The sequence below is a fragment of the Henriciella litoralis genome (assembly GCF_002088935.1).
Lineage (GTDB): Bacteria > Pseudomonadota > Alphaproteobacteria > Caulobacterales > Hyphomonadaceae > Henriciella > Henriciella litoralis.
In genome coordinates, this window is the sequence record NZ_NCSS01000004.1 from 71,476 (window position 1) to 91,010 (window position 19,535).

Sequence of the window (19,535 nt, forward strand, 5' to 3'; positions counted from 1 at the left end):
GTTGACAACACAGCATTGACCTAGAACTCATACCTAAGGCTGAATCTATTCGCTTGATTGGGGACACATGGCAGGCTCAACCATATCCAATATGGTCCGCGCCGGACTGGCCGATCGAGATAATGTATACCTTGCCTGCGCCATGTCCCTCGGGATCGATTTTGGCGCGTCCGCTGCGGCCTATGCCGGGCTGAAAGCGTCACAGCCTGCCCTAAAGTTTGCGCGGGGCTTGTTGGGCACGGACCGCTCTGACAGCAATCACCGCCTTTTTCAGATGGTGCATGAGGTCAAATGGCAAGCTCTGAAAGACCTGCTCACCGAAATAGACCGAGATAAATACAATAAATACAACACGAAGGAAGGCGTAATCGGTAAACTCTATGGCATCGCCTACGAGTTACAAAAGGCCGATATCAGTAAACACCTGGATCCACGTAACCTTGATGCGCCGTCGTCAAAGACTACGCTGCAGAAATGCTTGAGTTGGGCGCTGCGTGGGATTTCCGCGCAATCTCCGGAAATATCGACATTCTCTGATAGCGACCAGTTTCTCGTCCGTGGCCTGGACGAAATCCTGTCCCGCGAGGCCAGCAATAGCTCCGGATACAACGCTGCGACAGAAGCCGACGCTACGTCACACAACGTCCGTCTTTTGACCTCGCGCCTCGCCGCAGAAGCCCTGCTTGAGGAGCTTGGAAACCGTGCATTCGCCTCCAACGGTCTGACGATCCGCGAAAAGGCGTCGAATGAACCCAGCGACGCACAACGCCGACCGCTATCCCACTTTCTGGAAAAGTTCGATGATCCGTCAACCGGCTGGCTTGCCACCTACAGATTCCGTATCAAGGAGCGCTTATGCGAGAAAGCGCATGAGGACGAGTACAAACGTATCATCCTGAATTTTTCTTCTGAGATCGGCCTCAAAACCGATGAACTGATCACCCACACCACACTTATCCAGGGTCTGATTAAAGACCTCGACGAAAATTTCGATGAACGGCTTTGCGACATCGAACAAGCGTTGCGGGCGATCGACCAGCATTTCAGAAAAACTCAGCTACCGCTTGATCCGCAAGGCGCCGATACACACAGCCAGGATGGCGTGCGTTTTCTGAACTATGTTTATCGGGAAAGAATGACCGAGTTCGTAGGCCGACAGACTGAGATGTCTGCCTTGAGAGAATTTCTCAATCATCCGTCACCTGTCCGCTGGTGGCAAATCGCCGGTGACGGCGGGCAGGGAAAGAGCCGCCTCGCGCTCGAACTCATAAGAGACGCCAATGACCGTGGCTGGCGAGCCGGTTTCTTGAGGTCAGACCAACTCGAAAAAGTCGATTGGTCAGCTCTGCAATTCCACCAGCCAACACTATGCGTCGTCGATTATGTTGCCTCACCGCAAAAAGCGCAGAACGTGGCAAAAGGTCTGGTCGAGCGCATACGCCAATTAGATAAAAAGACCGAAGACGAAAATTTCCGCCTGCTGCTCGTTGAGCGTTCGCCCTACGCCTCTCCCGATCACAACATGCCAGCGCTCTGGTTTTCCGCATTCTGCGAAACTGGCCATCGGCAAATCATAGAGAGCAGCAAGCACGGCGATTATCCAGTCCCGCTGGATAGCCTGACGCCCGAAGCCATGAAACAGATTGCCCGATCATGGCGCGAGAGCAATGACAGGCCAATTCCGGAAGCTGATCACCTCGATCAGATGCTCAGTAATATGAGCCGTCAGGGCGTGAGTGAGACCCGTCCGCGCGCCTGGCGACCGCTCATCGCCATGGTCCTGATCGACATCATCATGGACGGCACGGCAGGTCAGACGGCTTCGATCGGCGAGGCTCTGGAATTTTTGCTCGAGGAAGAACAAAAGCGATCCTGGACGAAGATCATCGGGCGGAAAGGCCAGCCATCTGATGCGGCCGCACGACAAGCGATACTGGCAACGATCCTCGGAGAGCTCGACATTGAAGACATCAACTCAGATGACGATTTTTACAAGCTGCGCGACGTAGAAACGCGCATTCAAGCCTGGGCCGTGCTAGGCTATGACATTGATGCGTCAGCCAGCAAACGCACAATGGATATCCCTCTGAAAGCCAGGGTGCCAGACCTGCTCGGTGAGTATCTGGTGGATTGGCTGCGTTTGCGCCGATCGGACTATGATCGTCTGATCAAGGATGCATGGACTATAAATCCGTCTGAGACTTACTCATTTCTTGTCCGGCTTGGCGAAGATCATAAAGACTTGGGCATCACAAAAACGTTTCAGCAACTGGCGTGCTTCAAACCCAACAGTTTGACTGCAGAAAACGCTCAAGATTTTGATTTGAATGCTGCTTCGTTCTTCGGATTCTCAGGGCTCGCTTCCAAACTTTTGGAATTCGGCCATTCTGTATCAGCGGAGAACTCAAACGGAGGATTTCCGCTCTTGTATGCAGCTCAGGAGGGCCATGCGGATATTGTCCGCGCGCTTCTCGAAAACGGGGCTAGCATCAATCAGCTTAACGAATTCAGTGGCACGTTCCCGCTGCTGCAAGCTGCGCAGAATGGCCATACCGACATCGTCTGCGAGCTTCTCGAAAACGGGGCTAGCGTCAATCAGCAGAATGAAGTCAGCGGCACATTCCCTCTGCTGATGGCCTCCCAAGAAGGCCACACTGACATCGTCCGTGCCCTCCTAGAAAAAAGAGCGAACGTCAATCAATTCGATGAAGTAGCTGGAACCTTTTCGGTGCTACAGGCCGCACAGAATGGCCATACCGACATCGTCCGTGACCTCCTCGACAAAGGCGCAGATGTGAATCAAGAAAATGAAATCAGTGGCACCTTTCCGCTGTTGCAGGCCGCAAAAAATGGCCACACTGACATCATTCGCGCTCTCCTAGAAAAGGGCGCTAACGTCAATCAAATGAATGTAAGCAGTGGTAACTTTCCTCTTTTGATGGCCGCCCAGGAAGGCCACGCTGACATCGTTCGAGCCCTCCTCAAAGTGGGGGCTGACCTCAATCAGCAGGACGAGACCAGTGGCACCTTCCCGCTACTGATGGCCGCACAGGAAGGTCATGCTCAAATCGTTAACATTCTCCTCGAAAAGGGTGCTGATGCCAATCAGATTGATAGGCTAGATGGCACATTCCCGCTTGTGATGGCCGCACAGAATGGCCACACTGAGATTGTCTGCGAGCTTCTCGAAAATGGGGCTAGCGTCAATCAGCAGAATGAAATCAGTGGCGCATTCCCGCTGCTGCAAGCCGCCCAAGAAGGCCATACTGAGATTGTCTGCGAGCTTCTCAAAAACGGGGCTAGCGTCAATCAACAGAATAAAATCAGTGGTACATTCCCGCTGCTGCAGGCCGCACAGACTGGCCATACCGAGGTCGTCTGCGGGCTTCTCGAAAACGGGGCTAGCGTCAATCAACAGAATAAAATCAGTGGCACCTTTCCGCTGCTGCAGGCCGCACAGCATGGCTGTGCCGACATCGTTCGAGCCCTCGTCGAAGCGGGTGCTGACGTCAATCAACGAAATGAGACCAGTGGCATGTTCCCGCTCCTGGTCGCAGCGGGGAACGGTCACACCGAAGTCATTGCGCGTCTGATCGAAAACAAGGTTGAACTGGACCAAATTTGGTCGCGGAGTGGTACAAATAGTCTCGAGCTCTGTCTGAATATGTTCGCCTCAAAAGAAGCAAATAGCCGGCAACGCCATTCCGGATGGCGAGGCGCGAAAGCGCTTCTTGAAGCTGGCGCCACCCTGCAGGATGGAACGACACCTGACCTGCCGGACGAACCAGAGTGCATCGAAACGTAACACACCACTCCTGACACACCCCTGTCAGCAGCGCCCCCTTTACCTTCCCCCCTGTCCGCCCCATCTTCGCGTTCATGGCTCGTTCCCCTTCTTCAGGCGTCCAGGATGCTGGCGCGACGTTCAACTGGTCCGGCGCTGCGCGTGACGCGGCCGGCGGCCTCCCGTCCGACAACTGGACGCCCCACCGGCCCGACCGCCAGTGGGAGAAGATCGAGGGCGGCAAGCGCTTTCGCGTCGCCTCCGACTATGAGCCGGCCGGTGACCAGCGCACCGCCATCCCCGAACTCGTCGAGGGCATCCAGAACGGCGAGCGCGACCAGGTCCTCCTCGGCGCGACCGGTACCGGCAAGACCTTCACCATGGCGAAAGTCATCGAGGCGGTGCAGCGCCCGGCCCTCATCCTCGCGCCCAACAAGACGCTCGCGGCCCAGCTCTATGGCGAGATGAAATCCTTCTTCCCGGACAATGCGGTGGAGTATTTCGTCTCCTATTACGACTACTATCAGCCCGAAGCCTACGTCCCGCGCGCCGATCTCTATATCGAGAAGGAAAGCTCCATCAACGAGGCGATCGACCGGATGCGCCACTCGGCCACCCGCGCCATTCTCGAGCGCGATGACGTGATCATCGTCGCCTCGGTCTCCTGCATCTACGGCATCGGCTCGGTCGAGACCTATAGCTCGATGACCTTCAAGCTCGAAGAGGGCCAGCAGATCGACCCCCGCCAGGTCGCCGAAAAGCTCGTCGCGCTGCAATACACCCGTAACGACACCGCCTTCCAGCGCGGCAGCTTCCGCCTCAAGGGCGACGTGCTCGACATCTTCCCGGCGCACTATGACGACTGCGCATGGAAGCTCAGCTTTTTCGGCGACGAGCTTGAATCCATTGTCGAATTTGATCCCCTCACCGGCAAGAAGATCCAGGATTTGCCGGCCATCAAGCTCTACGCCAACAGCCACTACGTCACCCCCCGCCCGACGCTCAATGGCGCCATTGGCGGCATCAAGAAAGAGCTGAAGGAAACGCTCGCCCATTTCGAGAAACACGGCAAGCTGCTCGAGGCCCAGCGCATCGAACAGCGCACCACCTATGACCTCGAAATGATGGCCGCGACCGGCTCCTGCAACGGCATCGAGAACTATTCGCGCTACCTCACCGGCCGCCTCCCGGGCGAGCCGCCGCCAACCATGTTCGAATACCTGCCGGAAAACGCCCTCGTCTTCGTCGATGAGAGCCACCAGACCGTTCCGCAGATCGGCGCGATGTTCAAGGGCGACTTCAACCGCAAGTCCACCCTCGCCGAATACGGCTTCCGCCTGCCGTCATGCATCGACAACCGCCCGCTCAAATTCCCCGAATGGGAGGCGATGCGGCCCCAGACGGTCCACGTCTCCGCCACCCCCGGCAAATGGGAGATGGAGCAGACCGGCGGCGTCTTCACCGAACAGGTCATCCGCCCCACCGGCCTCATCGACCCACCGGTCGAGGTCCGTCCCGTCACCGGCACCGAGGCCAACAACCATATCAACCAGGTCGACGATCTCCTCGCCGAGGTGAAGGACACCGCCAAGCGCGGCTTCCGCTCCCTCGTCACCACGCTGACCAAGAAGATGGCCGAGGACCTCACCGAATACCTGCACGAGCAGGGCGTGCGCGTGCGCTACATGCATTCGGACATCGACACGGTCGAGCGCATCGAGATCATCCGCGATCTGCGCCTTGGCGAGTTCGACGTCCTCGTCGGCATCAACCTCCTGCGCGAGGGCCTCGATATCCCCGAATGTGCCTTTGTCGGCATTCTCGATGCGGACAAGGAGGGGTTCCTCCGCTCCGAAACCTCCCTCGTGCAGACCATCGGCCGCGCCGCGCGTAACTCCGAAGCCCGCGTCGTCCTCTATGCTGACCGGATCACCGGCTCGATGGAACGCGCCATGGAAGAGACCCAGCGCCGCCGCGAGAAACAGATCGCCCACAATGAAGAGCACGGCATCACGCCGACCACCATTGTGCGCGCCGTCGCCGACATCCTGGCCGACCTCGGCGAGAAACCCGGCGGCAAGTCGCAACAGCTCAAGGGCGGTAAATCAAGACGCCTGCCCGCCCGCGGCGTCGCCGAAGACACCGCCGCCAAACTCGAACCCGGCTCAGGTCACAACCTCAAAGCCGTCATCGCCAGCGTCGAGAAACAGATGCGCGAAGCGGCGGCGAATCTGGAGTTTGAAGAAGCGGCGAGGCTTCGGGATGAGTTGAAGAAGTTGAGGGAGGAAGAGCTGGGGCTCTAATCCAGACCGGACCTCTCAGCCCGTCATCCCGGAATTTGCAACGCAAATATCCGGGACCCAGCCGAACCGCTCGCAACCTTCGAACACTGGGTCCCGGCTCTCCCTCCGGTCGGCCTGGATGACGAATGCTCATGTCGAAACGCCAAGCACCTGCGTGAGCCGACTTGGTACGTTGTCTGCTTTGAAGCGGTATAAAGAAATTTGCTACAAAAACATTTTTGAGTTTAGATCTGCAAGCACCGAGAAAACAACTTATTATTGATTAGTCTCTACTCGAGGTTCCAATCGTTTTTAGTTGAAAGCGCCACGTACCCCATCTAACGTTGTAATGAACAAAAGATGGGGGGGGGCGCATATGCGATTTCATGACTTTGATTACAGAGACTTACCGAGAAAAAAATTTTCGGTCTTCGTAAGCTCGACAATACCAGATTTAGTGGACGAGAGAAGAAGTGCTTACGAGATAATATCTCGAACACAGAACATCCCAATAGGGATGGAAATTTTCCATGCGACACATTTGAAGAACGGCGAATATTTAAGAGAAAAGGTGCGAGAAGCTGATATATTTGTATTGATACTAGGAAGGAGAAGCGGCGGAACAGCGTCTTCAGGCGAAAGCTACACGGAGTTGGAGTATGAAGAAGCTAAAAAATCCGAGAAACCAATTCTGGCGTTTCTAATCGATGGAGATAGTTTCAAGTATTCTGAACCAACCGAGAGATTGGAAAATTTTCGAGAAAAAGTCATCGAAGATGATTGGTCCCACGTACAGTACGACCCCGACAAAAAGGACGACTTCAACATAAAATTTCAGCATTCGCTTTATTCCGAAACTAGTCGTCTTATCCGAGAAGCCTACCCTGGATGGGTTCGCTCAGAACCTTACGACCTAGCAAGAAGCCTTAAAACGTTACCCCATCAAATAAGTAACAGTCCAATCTTTGATGATCTTATTCAGGCGTTGTCTAAATTGGAGCTATTGGCTGAAAGAACTAATCGAGATGTTGATGAGAAGTTCGCCATATCAGAATTTTTCTGGGACAAATATGAAACTGAACTTTTATTAAATTCAGATTGGAAAGTATTCTTTGAAGCTGGAAGCACGATCGATTTCATCTTAAAAAAATTAGTAAACATTTTGGACAAAAAATCTCAGTTTCAGAGACCAGTAGGTCGTTTACAAATTTTTATAAACAGCGTCATTTCAAAATTGATTTTGGACCTCCGAGAAAAGACAATTCCAAGTATAAAGTCTTATAGTTACTTCCCAGACCCACCTATTCGTGAACGATATGGAAAAACCATCGGCCCTTTAAGCAACGTTGGTGACGTTCCAGCCGTGCAATATAGAAAAACAGGGATACAAGATGCATCAAAGAAAAGTCAGCAACGGCTTTTGACGGAACTTCGCAAAAAGTTGAATTCCGATAAATCTATGTGTCTCATTTCGTTCACTGGGATGTTCGAGAACCATGGCTATGCTCCTTTTGTTCGAAGCTACAAAAATGTGCTTTTTAAAAGGTCGCTTTTTGAACACCCTTCCGCCAAAGTAGTATTTGCTGATGGTGCGAAATGGTCCAATCCAACCCGCAACTTGGATGGCATTTACATGATTTTCTCCGAAGCGGAGTGGAGAAACCTACTTGCGGATCATCCGATTTGTTTCATCGTAACCACGTACCGCACACCGCGGAGGGCCGATTTGATAGAATTTTTCGTCGACGGAAAAAAATTTCAACTATTTGAAGAGGTTAAGGGCAACCTCCACCTTCTGCATTTTTCGAACCAAAAGTTTAGAGAGAAAGTTGGAGTCGATTTTAAAGGTTACAATTTGGACTGAATGTCCACTTAATATTCTGTCAAGACTCCTACCCACACCAATCCACCTTGCCGCCTGCCTCGACCGGCTTTGACAGCCCGTCCTTTGAGAGCAGCCAGCCGATACTTCGTAGCCGGTCGCGCAAGCGACAGATCGATCCGGTGGATCGATCTGAGGCGAAGAAGGCCACGGCAGTGGCCGCCGCGCGGATAGACATGGGCGCGGGTGCGGCCATAGCGGTCATTGCCCTCTGGCAAAAAGGTGAACCTGTCCCCGGCGGCAAAGAGCGCGCGCGCCCGCGCTTCGACCTTCCGGCCGAGCTCATCCTCCTGCGCGCAGGCCGCCGCCTCGCCGGTTTCGGGGCTGTCCCCTTCGGAGCCGGTCGCGCAAGCGACTAATCGATCCAGTGGATCGATTAGAGGCGAAGAAGGCCATGGCAAGTTCGCAATCGGTCGCGTCAGCGATCATTCGATCCGGGGGATCGAATGAAGATGGAGAAGGCCATGGCAATGGCCCGCAGCCTTTCGCTGACGCTCAAGGCCTTCTCAGGGAAATCAGTCCACCGGACTGATTTCTGATCCTTCGAAGTCCCGCCCGGCCCTGAGAGTGGTCGGATACGCGCGCAAGGGTCAAGACCATCGCCCCCTTCTCCCGGCAGCGGGAGAAGGGCTGGGGATGAGGGCTGCGACGTTCCAGACAAACTCCAACGTCAGCGTGTGTCGGCAACGCCGGCGCCCTCACCCCTGCCCCCTCTCCCGCAGCCGGGAGAGGGGAACGCCCGCCGCAACCCATTCGTCGCTCTGCCTCTCACCTCATCCTGCGATGAGACATCCGGAGATAGGCTCCCAGATGAGCTGAAGCTCATCGGGAGTGACGCAAACCGGAGCCATAGCGCCCCGCCCCCGGCCTTCTCCCAAACCGCCCCACCAGGCGTCACCCTCGACCGCAAAGCGGTCTGAGGGCCCATCTCCTGCCGCGTCGGATGAGCCAAAACCTGCCTATCCTCATCCTGAGCCCAAAAACCGATCTTCCCCGCGAAGGCGGGGATCTCGTGCAATTTATCTCCAACCCCTCCGCCAGCATGCTTCGACAAGCTCAGCATGAGGTCAGCCCCAAGCGCAACGCCAGAGAGGTTCGCCCCCTTCTCCCGGCGGCGGGAGAAGGGCGGGGATGAGGGCTGCAACGGTCCAAACCAACTCCAACTTCAGCGCCTGTCATCGACGCCAGCGCCCTCACCCCTAGCCCCTCTCCCGCAGCCGGGAGAGGGGAATGCGTACCGCAATCGGCAGTCATCCAACCTCACTCCCCACTCCGACCTCATCCTGAGTGAAGTCGACGGATGAAGCCGCAAGCGTAACGCCAGCATGCTTCGACAGGCTCAGCATGAGGCCTCCCCAAAATCCGATCTTCCCCGCGAAGGCGGGGAACTCGTGCTATCAGGTGCCCCAGCAGCCGGGAGCGAGGACCTCATCCACTCCCAAAACCCTACCGGAAACAATTTTCCCATCCCCACCCCATCATAGCGCCCCTAAACTCCCCCGCATGATCACACCGGGTTTCATTGCGCATGGCCTCAGCCTCATCGCCGACGCGCTGGACGAGGCCGATGAGCGGGCCGGGCTGACGCTTGGCACCTACACCATCAGCGAACATGCGGCGCGACAGTGCCGCGCCAGCCTTCGCGCACTCGAAACCCTCTTGCGGCGGATCATCCTTCTAATGGCGGCAGGCCTTGCCGCCTCATCGAAGCGGGCATCGCGGCTGCGCGACCCGAACCCCCTCCCCGAAGGCACGATTGTCTTGAACATCGCGCGCTTGCGTGGCTTCGTGCTGGTGCCGATCACGCGATATGATCCCGGCGCGGTGAAGGCATTGAATGCCCTGCCCCGCGCATCCGTTCGCCGCCCTGCCAAAATAACACTGCTACGACACCGTCTGAGGACCCTCAGGCGACACCTCAAACACCCTGAGCGCATCGCGCAGCGCATGGCTAACCGCCTGACTGCCGAGAAGGCCGCCGGGGCGCCGCGCCCGATCTGTATCACGCGGCTGCGCCTTCATCGGCCCTCGCGGGATCTGGAGGTGTTCTCCGACATCCTGCCGAGCGAGATCAATGACGCCTATGCCGGCTGGCACGATAGCGGCTGACGGCGCGCTTGCCTGAAAACCGACCCGGCCTGACCGCCGCATCTGCCCGCCCGCAGATGTGGTTGCTGGCGCTGTCCGGGGCGGCAAAGCCTGTTTTTGATGCCCTGATGACGGGCTTTTCCGGCCCGAACGTGACCTGAAAGCCTCGCCTTTTCACTTGTCCGGCCCGAGACTGGCGTCAGAGCCTTTCCCTCGTGGCCCGATTGTGGCTAGAAAATCCTCAGCAAGCCGAGGGGGCTGGCCAGAAAGGCTTGGGGGAATGTTTGAACTTGTTGTCCTGCACGAATGCGAACCAAAACGGATCGCGCAGTTCCTGACGATCAATCGGGAGCGTTTCCAGCCCTATTCGCCAACCCGGTCGGACAATTATTTCACCGCATCCCACTGGCGCGCGGCCTGCCGTCGCTCGAAGACCGAGTATCGCGACGGTACCGCCTACCGGTTCTGCATCCTTCATCGCAATGAGGAAGTGATCGGCAAGATCGATTTGGATCAGGTGATGCGCGGCCCGTTTGAGAGCGCCTCGATCGGCTATCTTCTCGACCGGCGGCATGAAGGCCAGTCAGTGATGCGGCGCGCGCTCGAGGAAGTCCTCGGCATGGCGTTCAATGAGTTCGGGCTGAACCGAATTCAGGCGGCGATCATGCCCGAGAACACCCGCTCGCAGGCCCTGGTGAACCGGCTCGGCTTCCGCAAGATCGGCCTGGCTGAGCGGTATCTGAAGCTCGACGGCGACTGGCGCGATCATATGCTGAACGAGTTCGTCGCCAAACCACCACCCGCCCCGGCGCCCGAAACGGTGGAAACCGGCAAAAAGGCAGGGTCGGCTGACCGCAAGAAGGCATCCAGCAAACAAAGCTGATCTTGCAGCTGAACCTGTTCAGCCCGCATTAAATGGTCGTATAGTAGCCAATTAACCAAGACCGGCGCCCGCCAGGCAGAGCTTCCGAAGGAAGCGATCTCTGGCGATTGGTCCTGACTGGATGGGCGCTTCCTGACCGTTTTCCCGCTCGCATGCTTTTGCGACGACAAGTAGAGTGGCCGCATATGGATACCAAATACGCTGCTGAGCCCGAAGCAAAACCCAAGGCTAAAGTTCCCCAGCTTTACGCCGAAACGACGCCGTCCAACCATCTCGACTCGCTGGACCGGGCGCGGGAAACTGGGCGCATTTTTCTTTGGGTTTCGATTGGCGCGGCTATTGTCTGGCTTATCGCCGCTTTCGGCACTGCTGCTGGACTGATTGGCTCCGACGGGCGCACCAACCTGCCCATGGCGGGCATTCTCGTCGGATCGCTCGCCATCGCAATTCCTGGCCTGATGATCGTGATGGCCGGACTTCTGGCGCAGGAAAATGCCCGCGCGTCGGCAACCAATGCCGTTGTCCTTGAGGCTGCGGCCCGTTTGCTCTCGCCGCTCGAGACGGGCGGGCGTGAAGCCCGGACGTTTGCCGACGAAATGAAGACATCGGCGGCTGCGGTTGACCGTGCGATGGCCCATGCCCTGTCCTCGATGAAGGCGATGTCCGGCGAAATTGCGGATGAAAGACAACGCCTTGAGAGCGTTTCTTATGTGACAGCCGACAATGCACGCGATCTGTCCGAACGGCTCGCGAAAGAGCGCGAGGCGCTTGAGAGCATTGCCGCAGATATCCGCGAGCAAACAGAAGCGATGAGCGAAGCCATCCCGCGGCAGGCCGCCCAGATGCGCGACTCGGCCCGACAGGCCGCGAGCGATCTTTCCGAGGCGGACCGCGAACTTGAAAGCCGGCTCGACACGCTCAATCAGGCAAGCGCAGCCCTGACGAGCAAGGTCTCCTCGCTCGACGAAATGTCGATTGAAGCGGCCAAACGAAGCGAGGAACTGGTCTTCGCGGTCGAGCGTATGGAAACCAAGCTGCAGCAATCGCGGACCATGGTCGATCAGGCCTTGCGGGCCAGCGAGATGGTTGCTGCCAGCGCCGCGACGACTGGCGACCGGATTACCGAAGCTGTCGCCGATGCTCTGGAACATGCGAGGACCGCGTCCGTCGATATCCAGTCCGAAGCAACCGAAGCCGCCGAAAAGGCCGCCCTGTCCATTGCCGCGCTGAAGCAAGCCGGCGCCGAGGCTGCCGATGCTATCCGCGCCGCAAAAGCTGAAGCAGACGTCACGATGCGGATCGAGCCTTCCGCATCGCAGCCGGTTGCGACTGAGCCTGCTGAAAACGATGCGCCGTCGGCGAGCGTATCGACGCCCCCGAATGACCCGGCGCTCCGGCCCGGCTTCTCGTATAGTTTCGCAGACGACACCTCGGGCAAAAGCGTTCCGCAGGCTGAAGGTTCGACGGAGAATTCCGGCGAATCCGACATGGACCTGTTCGAGTCGCCCAACAGGGCGGACACCGATAGCGAAGACGGTCAATCCGCAGTGTCCGACAGCACCGAGCACGCGCCAGGCACCGCACATGATGGGTCTGAAGACAAAGCGGAAGCCGATCAGACACCACCTCGATGGACTGATCGGATGCCTTCCTATCTCAAGCCCGTCGGCGGGACAGACCTCACCAAAGATGCCTCTGGCAATAAAAGCGACGATGAGGACGAGTCCGAAGAGCGCGCAGCCGGAGATGACCGGCGCCAGAACAGTCAGCACTGGCGTGATATCATCGCTGATATGGAGCGGGACGATCATACAACGCTCCCGCGCGAGGAAAATGCTGAAGGCGTCATCGACGGTTTGCAACGGGCTGGTGTGCGACTGGGAGAAATCTTCCGTCCGCGCGACAAGAAGCGGATTGCATCGGCCGCCCGAAAGGGTGAAGGCCTGAGACGCAAGGCGATTGCGGACTCAGCCGCGCGACACGTCCAGCGCGTGCAGTCCTGCCTCGATGAAGACCGTGAATTGATGACGATGGCCCGGGAGTTTCTGGTCATCGAAGAGCCTGACGCGCTGATGGCCCTGGAAAAAACCAGTCACTCCTCAAAGAATGCAAGTGCTCGTCTCTCGGCCTTCCTTCTGATCGACGCCGCCCTGGGGTAAGTCTGTGTCTCTGAAGCCGCCAGGCAACGCCTTCCAGCGTGTGAGCGAAACAAAGGCCGGGTCCTCGCTTGAGGCTGAAGTCGCTGCCGAGCAGGCCGCAGCACTTGGCCGCGCGGGGCAGAAAGTTGCCGATGCCTTGCGCAGCTACCGCCGGGCGATTGGCACCGACGACCATGCAACAGCTCGTCATGCGGCGATCGATGCGACCTTCGCCTTCTTGGTGCAGCGAGAAACGATCGGTTTGCGCGATCATCGCAGCGTCATCAGCGATCTTGGCATCCCTGCCGAAGTGCTTCGCAGGCTTGGCGCAGCGCCTAAACGATTTTGACATTAAAGCCTGTTTGACTACCTAGCGAACATTATACGCCCAATGTCGTTCGGCGAGGAAAATCCATGTCTTCATTTTCAGGCTTCCTGCGTCTCATCGCATTGATGGCGGTGCTGTTTGTTTGCGCCGCGCAAGGCCTCGCCCAGACCAGTCCTTCCAGCCAGACGCTCGACGAAATCGATCAGATCGAAAAGCAGCTTGAAACGATCACGAGCGAGATTTCAGCGATCTCCAGCGAATATAGCGCAGAGCAGACAACTGAGGAGCTCAACAAGCAAATCGTGCGTGTGAATAGCCTGCGTTCCGAACTGTCGAACATAGAGCAGTCAGCCACGCTCATTCGCCTGAACGCCCAAGAGGCCCTGCAGTCGGTGAGTGATCTGGAAGCCCCAGAGACCACCCCTTCCAGTTCGGGCTCGTCGGCTGGCAAGCCAACGTCTGGCGAGCAAGACGAAAAGCTGGCCAGCGAACTGGCAGGCACGTCGCTAGCGGGCGTGACAGCGCCAACGCGGGAGATATTCGAACGCGCGACTGTCGCTGTGGCGTCGGCACGGCTGGCCGGTCTCGATGCCAGCCGCCTGAGCAGCAAGATCTCTTCGGTCAGGGACAATCTCTTCGTAAGCGACATTCTGGATCGTGGGCCGATTCCGGTCCTACCGAGCGTCTGGGCGACGGCGATCTCCAGGGTGGATGACGTTGCAGGCGAACTTGCGTCCGAAGGGGCCGAATGGCGAGCCGAGCGGACGGCCGCAGGGACGCCTTATCCATTTGTCATTCTTGCCGTTGTCTCCCTGGTCCTGCTGGTAGGCCTGATGCGCCTTTATGCGCGCCTATATAAGCTTGAGGTCAAGCGCTTCACAGACCGCAAACCGAGCCGGCAGACCGTTGCAACGGTTGCGATGACGAGCTTCCTCACTCGCTTTATCGCCGCCGCCGCTGCCGTGCTGATCGTGGCAGGTGTGGCCCGTCTGATCGGCCTGAATGTGCTGGAGAGCGCCATCGGCCGATCCATTGCGATGCTGGCCGTCGTCGTGTTCTGCATGCGGGCGCTGGCGGCCTCTGTTGTTGCCCCTCGCACAGCTTCATTCCGGCTGATCGGCATTGGCGACGAAGCTGCACAGGCGGTCAGCCTGTCCTTCATCATCATGGTGCTCGCATTCTCGCTGGAATCTGTGATTGCCTCGACCGGGGCGCTCGCCTCTCCGGGCCCGGAACTGGTGGCTATCCGGACCTTTGTCCTCGTCTTGCTCACCAGTGGTCTTCTCATCTGGCTGGCCGTGAAGCTGAAGGCTCAGACGGAAAATGGAAGGTCGACCGTTCGCGTCGTGATCCGCCAGCTGATTGTTGCCGTCGCGATTTTTATCCTCGCCGCATCGCTCCTGGGCTACCAGTCGCTGGCGCGCTACGTGGTGGAGCGCATCGTGCTTGTCTCGATTGTGTTGCTTATCGCGATCCTTGTTCGCGAATTTGTTCGCGCTGGCGCGCTTCGCATCCTGTCGGGTGTCGAAGAGCGCCGTCGATATGCCTCAGCGCGCGACGAAGACGACACGGACGCGGCATACCCAGCCCCGCAGATGAACTCCCAGTACTGGATCAAGCTGAGCGTGGATCTTGTGGTCCTCATGGTTCTACCGCCGTTCCTGCTTCTCGCCCTCGGCATGCAGTCGCAGGAGCTGTGGGACGAAATCCGCTGGCTGATGACCGGTATAGAGATTGGCGGCCAACGCATCTCGCTTGGCAAAGTCTTCGCGGCGATACTGTCCGTGATCGCCGTGCTCGTGGCTTCGCGTCTGATCCAGCGCACATTTGAGCGCAGCATCCTGCCGAAGACACAGATCAGCAGCGGCGCCGCCAATTCGCTCGTGACATTGCTTGGCTATGCAGGCGTCCTGATCGCGGGCCTGACGGCGATCGGCGTCGTCGGGTTTGATCTGTCCAGCCTCGCCATCATCGCTGGCGCGCTGTCGGTTGGTATCGGCTTTGGCCTGCAGAGCATTGTCAGCAATTTCGTCGCGGGCCTGATCCTTCTATTCGAGCGCCCGTTCAAGATCGGCGACTGGATCGTCACCCCGTCAGGCGAGGGCACGGTGCAGAAGATCAATGTCCGGGCGACGGAAGTGCTGACGTTTGATCGTCGGTCCATCATCGTGCCGAACGCAGAACTCATCAGCAACGCCTTCGGCAACTGGACGCACAAGAGCGCGATGATGCGCGTTGCTGTCGAGATTGGCGTCAAATACGGCACCGATACGCGGCGTGTCGAAACACTGCTGCTCGACATTGCGAACGGCATGGACAACGTCCTGAACGACCCGGCGCCTCAGGTCGTGATGAAGAATTTTGGCGATAGCTCGCTTGATTTTGAACTTCGTATCTTCCTCCAGGCGGACAATGTCGTGCTTGCGCCCTCGAACATCCGCCACGAGATCGCGAAAGTGTTCGCGCGCGAGGGCATCGAGATTCCGTTCCCGCAGCGCGACATCAATTTCGAATGGCCGGAAGGTCTGCGCACCAGAGGATCAGGCGGCGAGCAGAAAGAGGCCGACGCTAAAGCTTCACCGCGTCCGAAGCAGACGGGTTCCGTTTTGGACAAAAACGACGACGATCTGCCAGATTCTGACAGCGACGCGGACAATTAGACGAGGCGTTCCTTCGTCGATGTGAAATTCAGATCAGGGTTCTTTTCCTTGGCATAGCCGACATCCCACGCATTCTTGGCGAGGTAGACGGGCGCGCCATCAAGGTCTGTCCCGGTGCTGGAGCGGTTCTTCTCGAGGAAGGTTTCGAGCTTGGCCGGATCATCCGACGAGATCCAGCGGGCGACATTGTAGGAGGCCTGCTCGAACACGACTTCGAGATTGTATTCGGCCGCAACGCGCTCTGCCATCACGTCGATCTGCAGCGAGCCAACGGCGCCAACAATCATGTCTGAGCCAAGCGATGGCGTGAAGAGCTGGGTGACGCCCTCTTCCGCGAGGCTTTCGAGGGCCTTGCGCAGATGCTTTGACTTCATCGGGTCTTTCGGACGGGCGCGACGGAGGATTTCCGGCGCAAAGTTCGGAATGCCCTGGAATTTGATGTCGCCATTTTCCGACAGGCTGTCGCCGACGCGCAGCTGTCCATGGTTTGGCACGCCGATCACATCTCCGGCATAGGCAGTTTCCGCGATCTCACGGTCCTGCGCCAGAAACATCAATGGATTGTGGATGTTAAGCTGCTTATTGGAGGTCGTTTTGAGGCGCATGCCGCGCTTGAACTCGCCCGAACAGAGCCGCAGGAAGGCGACCCGGTCACGGTGGTTCGGGTCCATGTTTGCCTGGATCTTGAAGACAAAGCCGGAGACGGTCTTGTCGCCCGCTTCAACTGTGATGGGCTCTTCTTTCTTTTCCGCCTTTTGCGGCCGGGGCGGCGGCGCAAATTCAGCGAGGGTCGAAAGCAGCTCGTTCACGCCAAAATGGCGAAGGGCCGAACCGAAAACGACGGGCGTCATGTGGCCTTCCTCAAAGGCCTTGCGGTCAAAGGTTGGCAGCGCTTCGGAGGCAAGGTCTGCGCCCTCTTCCAGCTCATCCATGACCGTGGTGTCGAGTGTGCCGCGCGCTTCCTGCAGGCCGATCCGCTCACTTGGACCGGGCTGTATGCCGTCCTGGGCGGTCTTCTTGCGGAAATTGACGAAGTCGCCCTTACGCAGATCCTTCATGCCGGAAAAGCGCTGGCCGGAAGCGGCCGGCCAGTAGAGCGGCGCGGTGTCGAGCTGAAGCTTGTCCTGGATCTCGTCGAGCAGTTCGAGCGGATCGAGTGCTTCGCGGTCCATCTTGTTGATGAAGGTGGTGATCGGGATGTCGCGCATACGGCAGACTTCAAACAGCTTCAGCGTCTGCGGCTCGATGCCCTTGGCCGCGTCGAGCACCATCACGGCGGAGTCTGCGGCGGTGAGCGTACGGTAGGTGTCTTCGGAGAAGTCTTCGTGACCTGGCGTGTCGAGAAGGTTGAAGACGAGGTTTTCATGCTCGAACGTCATAACCGACGCCGAAACCGAGATGCCACGGTCACGCTCGATCTTCATCCAGTCGGAACTGGTGCGGCGACGTTCACCGCGCGCGGCGACCTGCCCGGCAAGACGGATCGCACCGCCCGCCAGAAGCAGGTTCTCCGTCAACGTCGTTTTACCGGCGTCGGGGTGGGAAATGATGGCGAATGTCCGCCTGCGGGCGGCTTCTTCTGCGGGGGTCAAACTCATGGCCCGCCGATTAAGTGGGAATGGGCGTTTTGTCGAGATGGCGACGCGGGCTGGTGTGCAGTATCCCGGGTGCCTGGTGCCTGATGCACGATCGCAGGCGCGTAGGCCGCGCCACGCTCGCAGCGCGATATGGACCTTCCAGCAATACGCCGCGAGGGCGTTTCCGTAGACGACTGGCTAAGACATGGACGGCCTTGAGATCGCTTGGAAAACCATTTCCGCTGTTGCCAGCTTTATGAGGCTGCGAATAGTCTCGCACAACTTGAAATCATAAGGGATGATGAGGGATGGCGGATCAGAGCGCGGAGAGCGTACAGAAGGGATTTCTCGGCTGGGTTGAGAAGACCGGCAACAAGCTGCCCGATCCAGTCTTTATCTTCTTTTATCTGATCATCGCGTTGATGATCATTTCCCAGATTTGCGCCTGGGCCGGTGTATCTGCATTCCACCCAAGCCTGACCAACCCTGATGGCACGCCGCAACTTGAAGAGGCGGTCAGCCTGTTCTCGCCTGAGAATATCCAGCGCCTCTGGGTCGAGATGCCGGCAACGTTCACGCATTTCCATCCGCTTGGATATGTGCTTGTCGTGATGCTGGGCGCAGGCGTGGCAGAGCGCTCGGGCCTGTTCGGCAGCGCGATCCGGTCTGCGGTGCGCAGCGCGCCGAAAGCCTTGTTGACGCCGCTGGTCGCGCTGATCGCCATGCTCTCCAACCATGCCGCTGATGCCGGTTATGTCGTGATGATCCCGCTCGCGGCGATCATCTTTGCGTCCGCCGGGCGCCACCCGCTGGCAGGTATCGCCGCCGCCTTTGCAGGTGTTTCGGGCGGCTTCTCGGCCAATATTACGCCGGGCCAGCTCGATGCCCTGCTCTTCGGCATTACCGAAAGCGCCTATGAGGCCAGCAACATTGATGCGGGCTGGTCAGTAAACTTTGCCGGCAACTGGTACTTCATTGGCGTTCTGCTGTTCATCTATCTGCCCGTGATCTGGTTCGTGACCGACAAGATCATCGAGCCGCGTCTGGGCAAATGGAAGCCGGATGCCGACAGCGACATGCAGACCTATGGCGACGAAGACAAACCGCTGACCGAAGGCGAGAAGAAGGGCCTTGGCCGCGCAGGCCTCGCCATTCTTGGCGTTGTTGCGCTCTGGGTGTTCATGACGATCGGGCCGGGCACACCGCTGCTCGCGGACGGGCCTGAAAATGCTGGTGCCGCCTGGTATGTGCAGGCCGGACCGCTCTTCCGGTCCCTCGTGGCCGCCTTCCTCATCCTCTTCCTTGCGGCGGGCTGGGCCTATGGCTCTGCCGCTGGCACCATCAAGAACCACCGTGATCTCGTCGCGATGATGGCGAGCGGCATGAAAGACATGGCCTACTATCTCGTCCTCGCCTTCGCGGCGGCGCACTTTGTTGCGATGTTTGGCTGGTCGAACCTTGGCCTGATTACCGCTGTCCACGGCGCTGAAGGCATCCAGAATAGCGGCCTGCCGCTGCCCATCGTGCTTGGCCTGATTGTCCTGTTCTCAGCAGCGCTGAACCTGTTCGTCGGGTCGGCCAGTGCGAAATGGGCCCTGCTCGCGCCGGTACTGGTGCCAATGCTGATGCTTGTCGGGATCAGCCCGGATGGCGCGACGGCGGCTTACCGTGTCGGCGATGGCGCAACGAACATCATCACGCCGCTCATGGTCTACTTCCCGCTGATCCTTGTGTTCGCTCAGCGTTGGCAGAAGAATTTCGGACTCGGCAGCCTGACAGCCATGATGATCCCGTATTCAATCTGGATGCTGATCACTGGTGTTGTGCTGATGATGATCTGGCTGTTCCTCGGGATTGATCTGGGACCAGGCGCACCGGCGCATATGACTATTCCAGGTACGACTGGCTGAAGG

12 protein-coding genes are annotated in these 19,535 nt (G+C 58.1%); 11 read left to right on the plus strand and 1 reads right to left on the minus strand.

Annotation, left to right across the window (positions count from 1 at the left end):
- Nucleotides 1–67: 67 nt before the first annotated feature.
- The 10 genes from B8783_RS00405 (at nt 68) to B8783_RS00450 (ending at nt 16,045) form a co-directional block, all read left to right on the plus strand.
- Complete coding sequence (locus B8783_RS00405; RefSeq protein WP_084417804.1) at nt 68–3,805, plus strand: ankyrin repeat domain-containing protein; 3,738 nt, start codon at nt 68–70, stop codon at nt 3,803–3,805.
- A 74-nt stretch (nt 3,806–3,879) separates the two neighbouring features.
- Nucleotides 3,880–6,087 (plus strand): excinuclease ABC subunit UvrB, encoded by a 2,208-nt coding sequence (gene uvrB / locus B8783_RS00410; protein ID WP_084417805.1) that lies wholly within the window; start codon nt 3,880–3,882, stop codon nt 6,085–6,087.
- A gap of 355 nt (nt 6,088–6,442) precedes the next feature.
- Nucleotides 6,443–7,930, plus strand: coding sequence for a DUF4062 domain-containing protein (locus B8783_RS00415; RefSeq protein ID WP_169711659.1), 1,488 nt, complete (start codon nt 6,443–6,445; stop codon nt 7,928–7,930).
- Nucleotides 7,931–8,070: 140 nt separating this feature from the next.
- Nucleotides 8,071–8,307: a hypothetical protein gene (locus tag B8783_RS00420; RefSeq protein ID WP_233355625.1), complete on the plus strand. Its 237-nt coding sequence runs from the start codon at nt 8,071–8,073 to the stop codon at nt 8,305–8,307.
- 1,144 nt (nt 8,308–9,451) lie between these two features.
- Nucleotides 9,452–10,057: a hypothetical protein gene (locus B8783_RS00430; protein WP_084417809.1), complete on the plus strand. Its 606-nt coding sequence runs from the start codon at nt 9,452–9,454 to the stop codon at nt 10,055–10,057.
- Between the two features lie 8 nt (nt 10,058–10,065).
- Complete coding sequence (locus B8783_RS18690) at nt 10,066–10,197, plus strand: hypothetical protein (RefSeq protein ID WP_267889633.1); 132 nt, start codon at nt 10,066–10,068, stop codon at nt 10,195–10,197.
- Between the two features lie 119 nt (nt 10,198–10,316).
- Entirely contained in the window at nt 10,317–10,919 is a 603-nt protein-coding gene (locus B8783_RS00435) for a GNAT family N-acetyltransferase (protein ID WP_084417810.1), read from the plus strand.
- A gap of 185 nt (nt 10,920–11,104) precedes the next feature.
- Nucleotides 11,105–13,078 carry an AAA family ATPase gene (locus tag B8783_RS00440; protein ID WP_084417811.1) on the plus strand — a complete coding sequence of 658 codons (1,974 nt, stop codon included), beginning with the start codon at nt 11,105–11,107 and terminating at the stop codon, nt 13,076–13,078.
- A gap of 4 nt (nt 13,079–13,082) precedes the next feature.
- A complete protein-coding gene (locus B8783_RS00445) occupies nt 13,083–13,406 on the plus strand; it encodes a DUF6665 family protein (protein WP_139792172.1) in 324 nt (107 codons plus the stop codon).
- Between the two features lie 65 nt (nt 13,407–13,471).
- Complete coding sequence (locus B8783_RS00450) at nt 13,472–16,045, plus strand: DUF3772 domain-containing protein (RefSeq protein ID WP_084417813.1); 2,574 nt, start codon at nt 13,472–13,474, stop codon at nt 16,043–16,045.
- On the opposite strand, the gene B8783_RS00455 is transcribed toward B8783_RS00450, so the two are convergent.
- Nucleotides 16,042–17,643 carry a peptide chain release factor 3 gene (locus B8783_RS00455; protein ID WP_084417814.1) on the minus strand — a complete coding sequence of 534 codons (1,602 nt, stop codon included), beginning with the start codon at nt 17,641–17,643 and terminating at the stop codon, nt 16,042–16,044. The genes B8783_RS00450 and B8783_RS00455 overlap by 4 nt on opposite strands.
- Nucleotides 17,644–17,930: 287 nt before the next feature.
- Here B8783_RS00455 and B8783_RS00460 point away from each other — a divergent pair, with 287 nt between their 5' ends.
- Nucleotides 17,931–19,532, plus strand: coding sequence for an AbgT family transporter (locus tag B8783_RS00460; protein WP_084417815.1), 1,602 nt, complete (start codon nt 17,931–17,933; stop codon nt 19,530–19,532).
- Nucleotides 19,533–19,535: the final 3 nt, after the last annotated feature.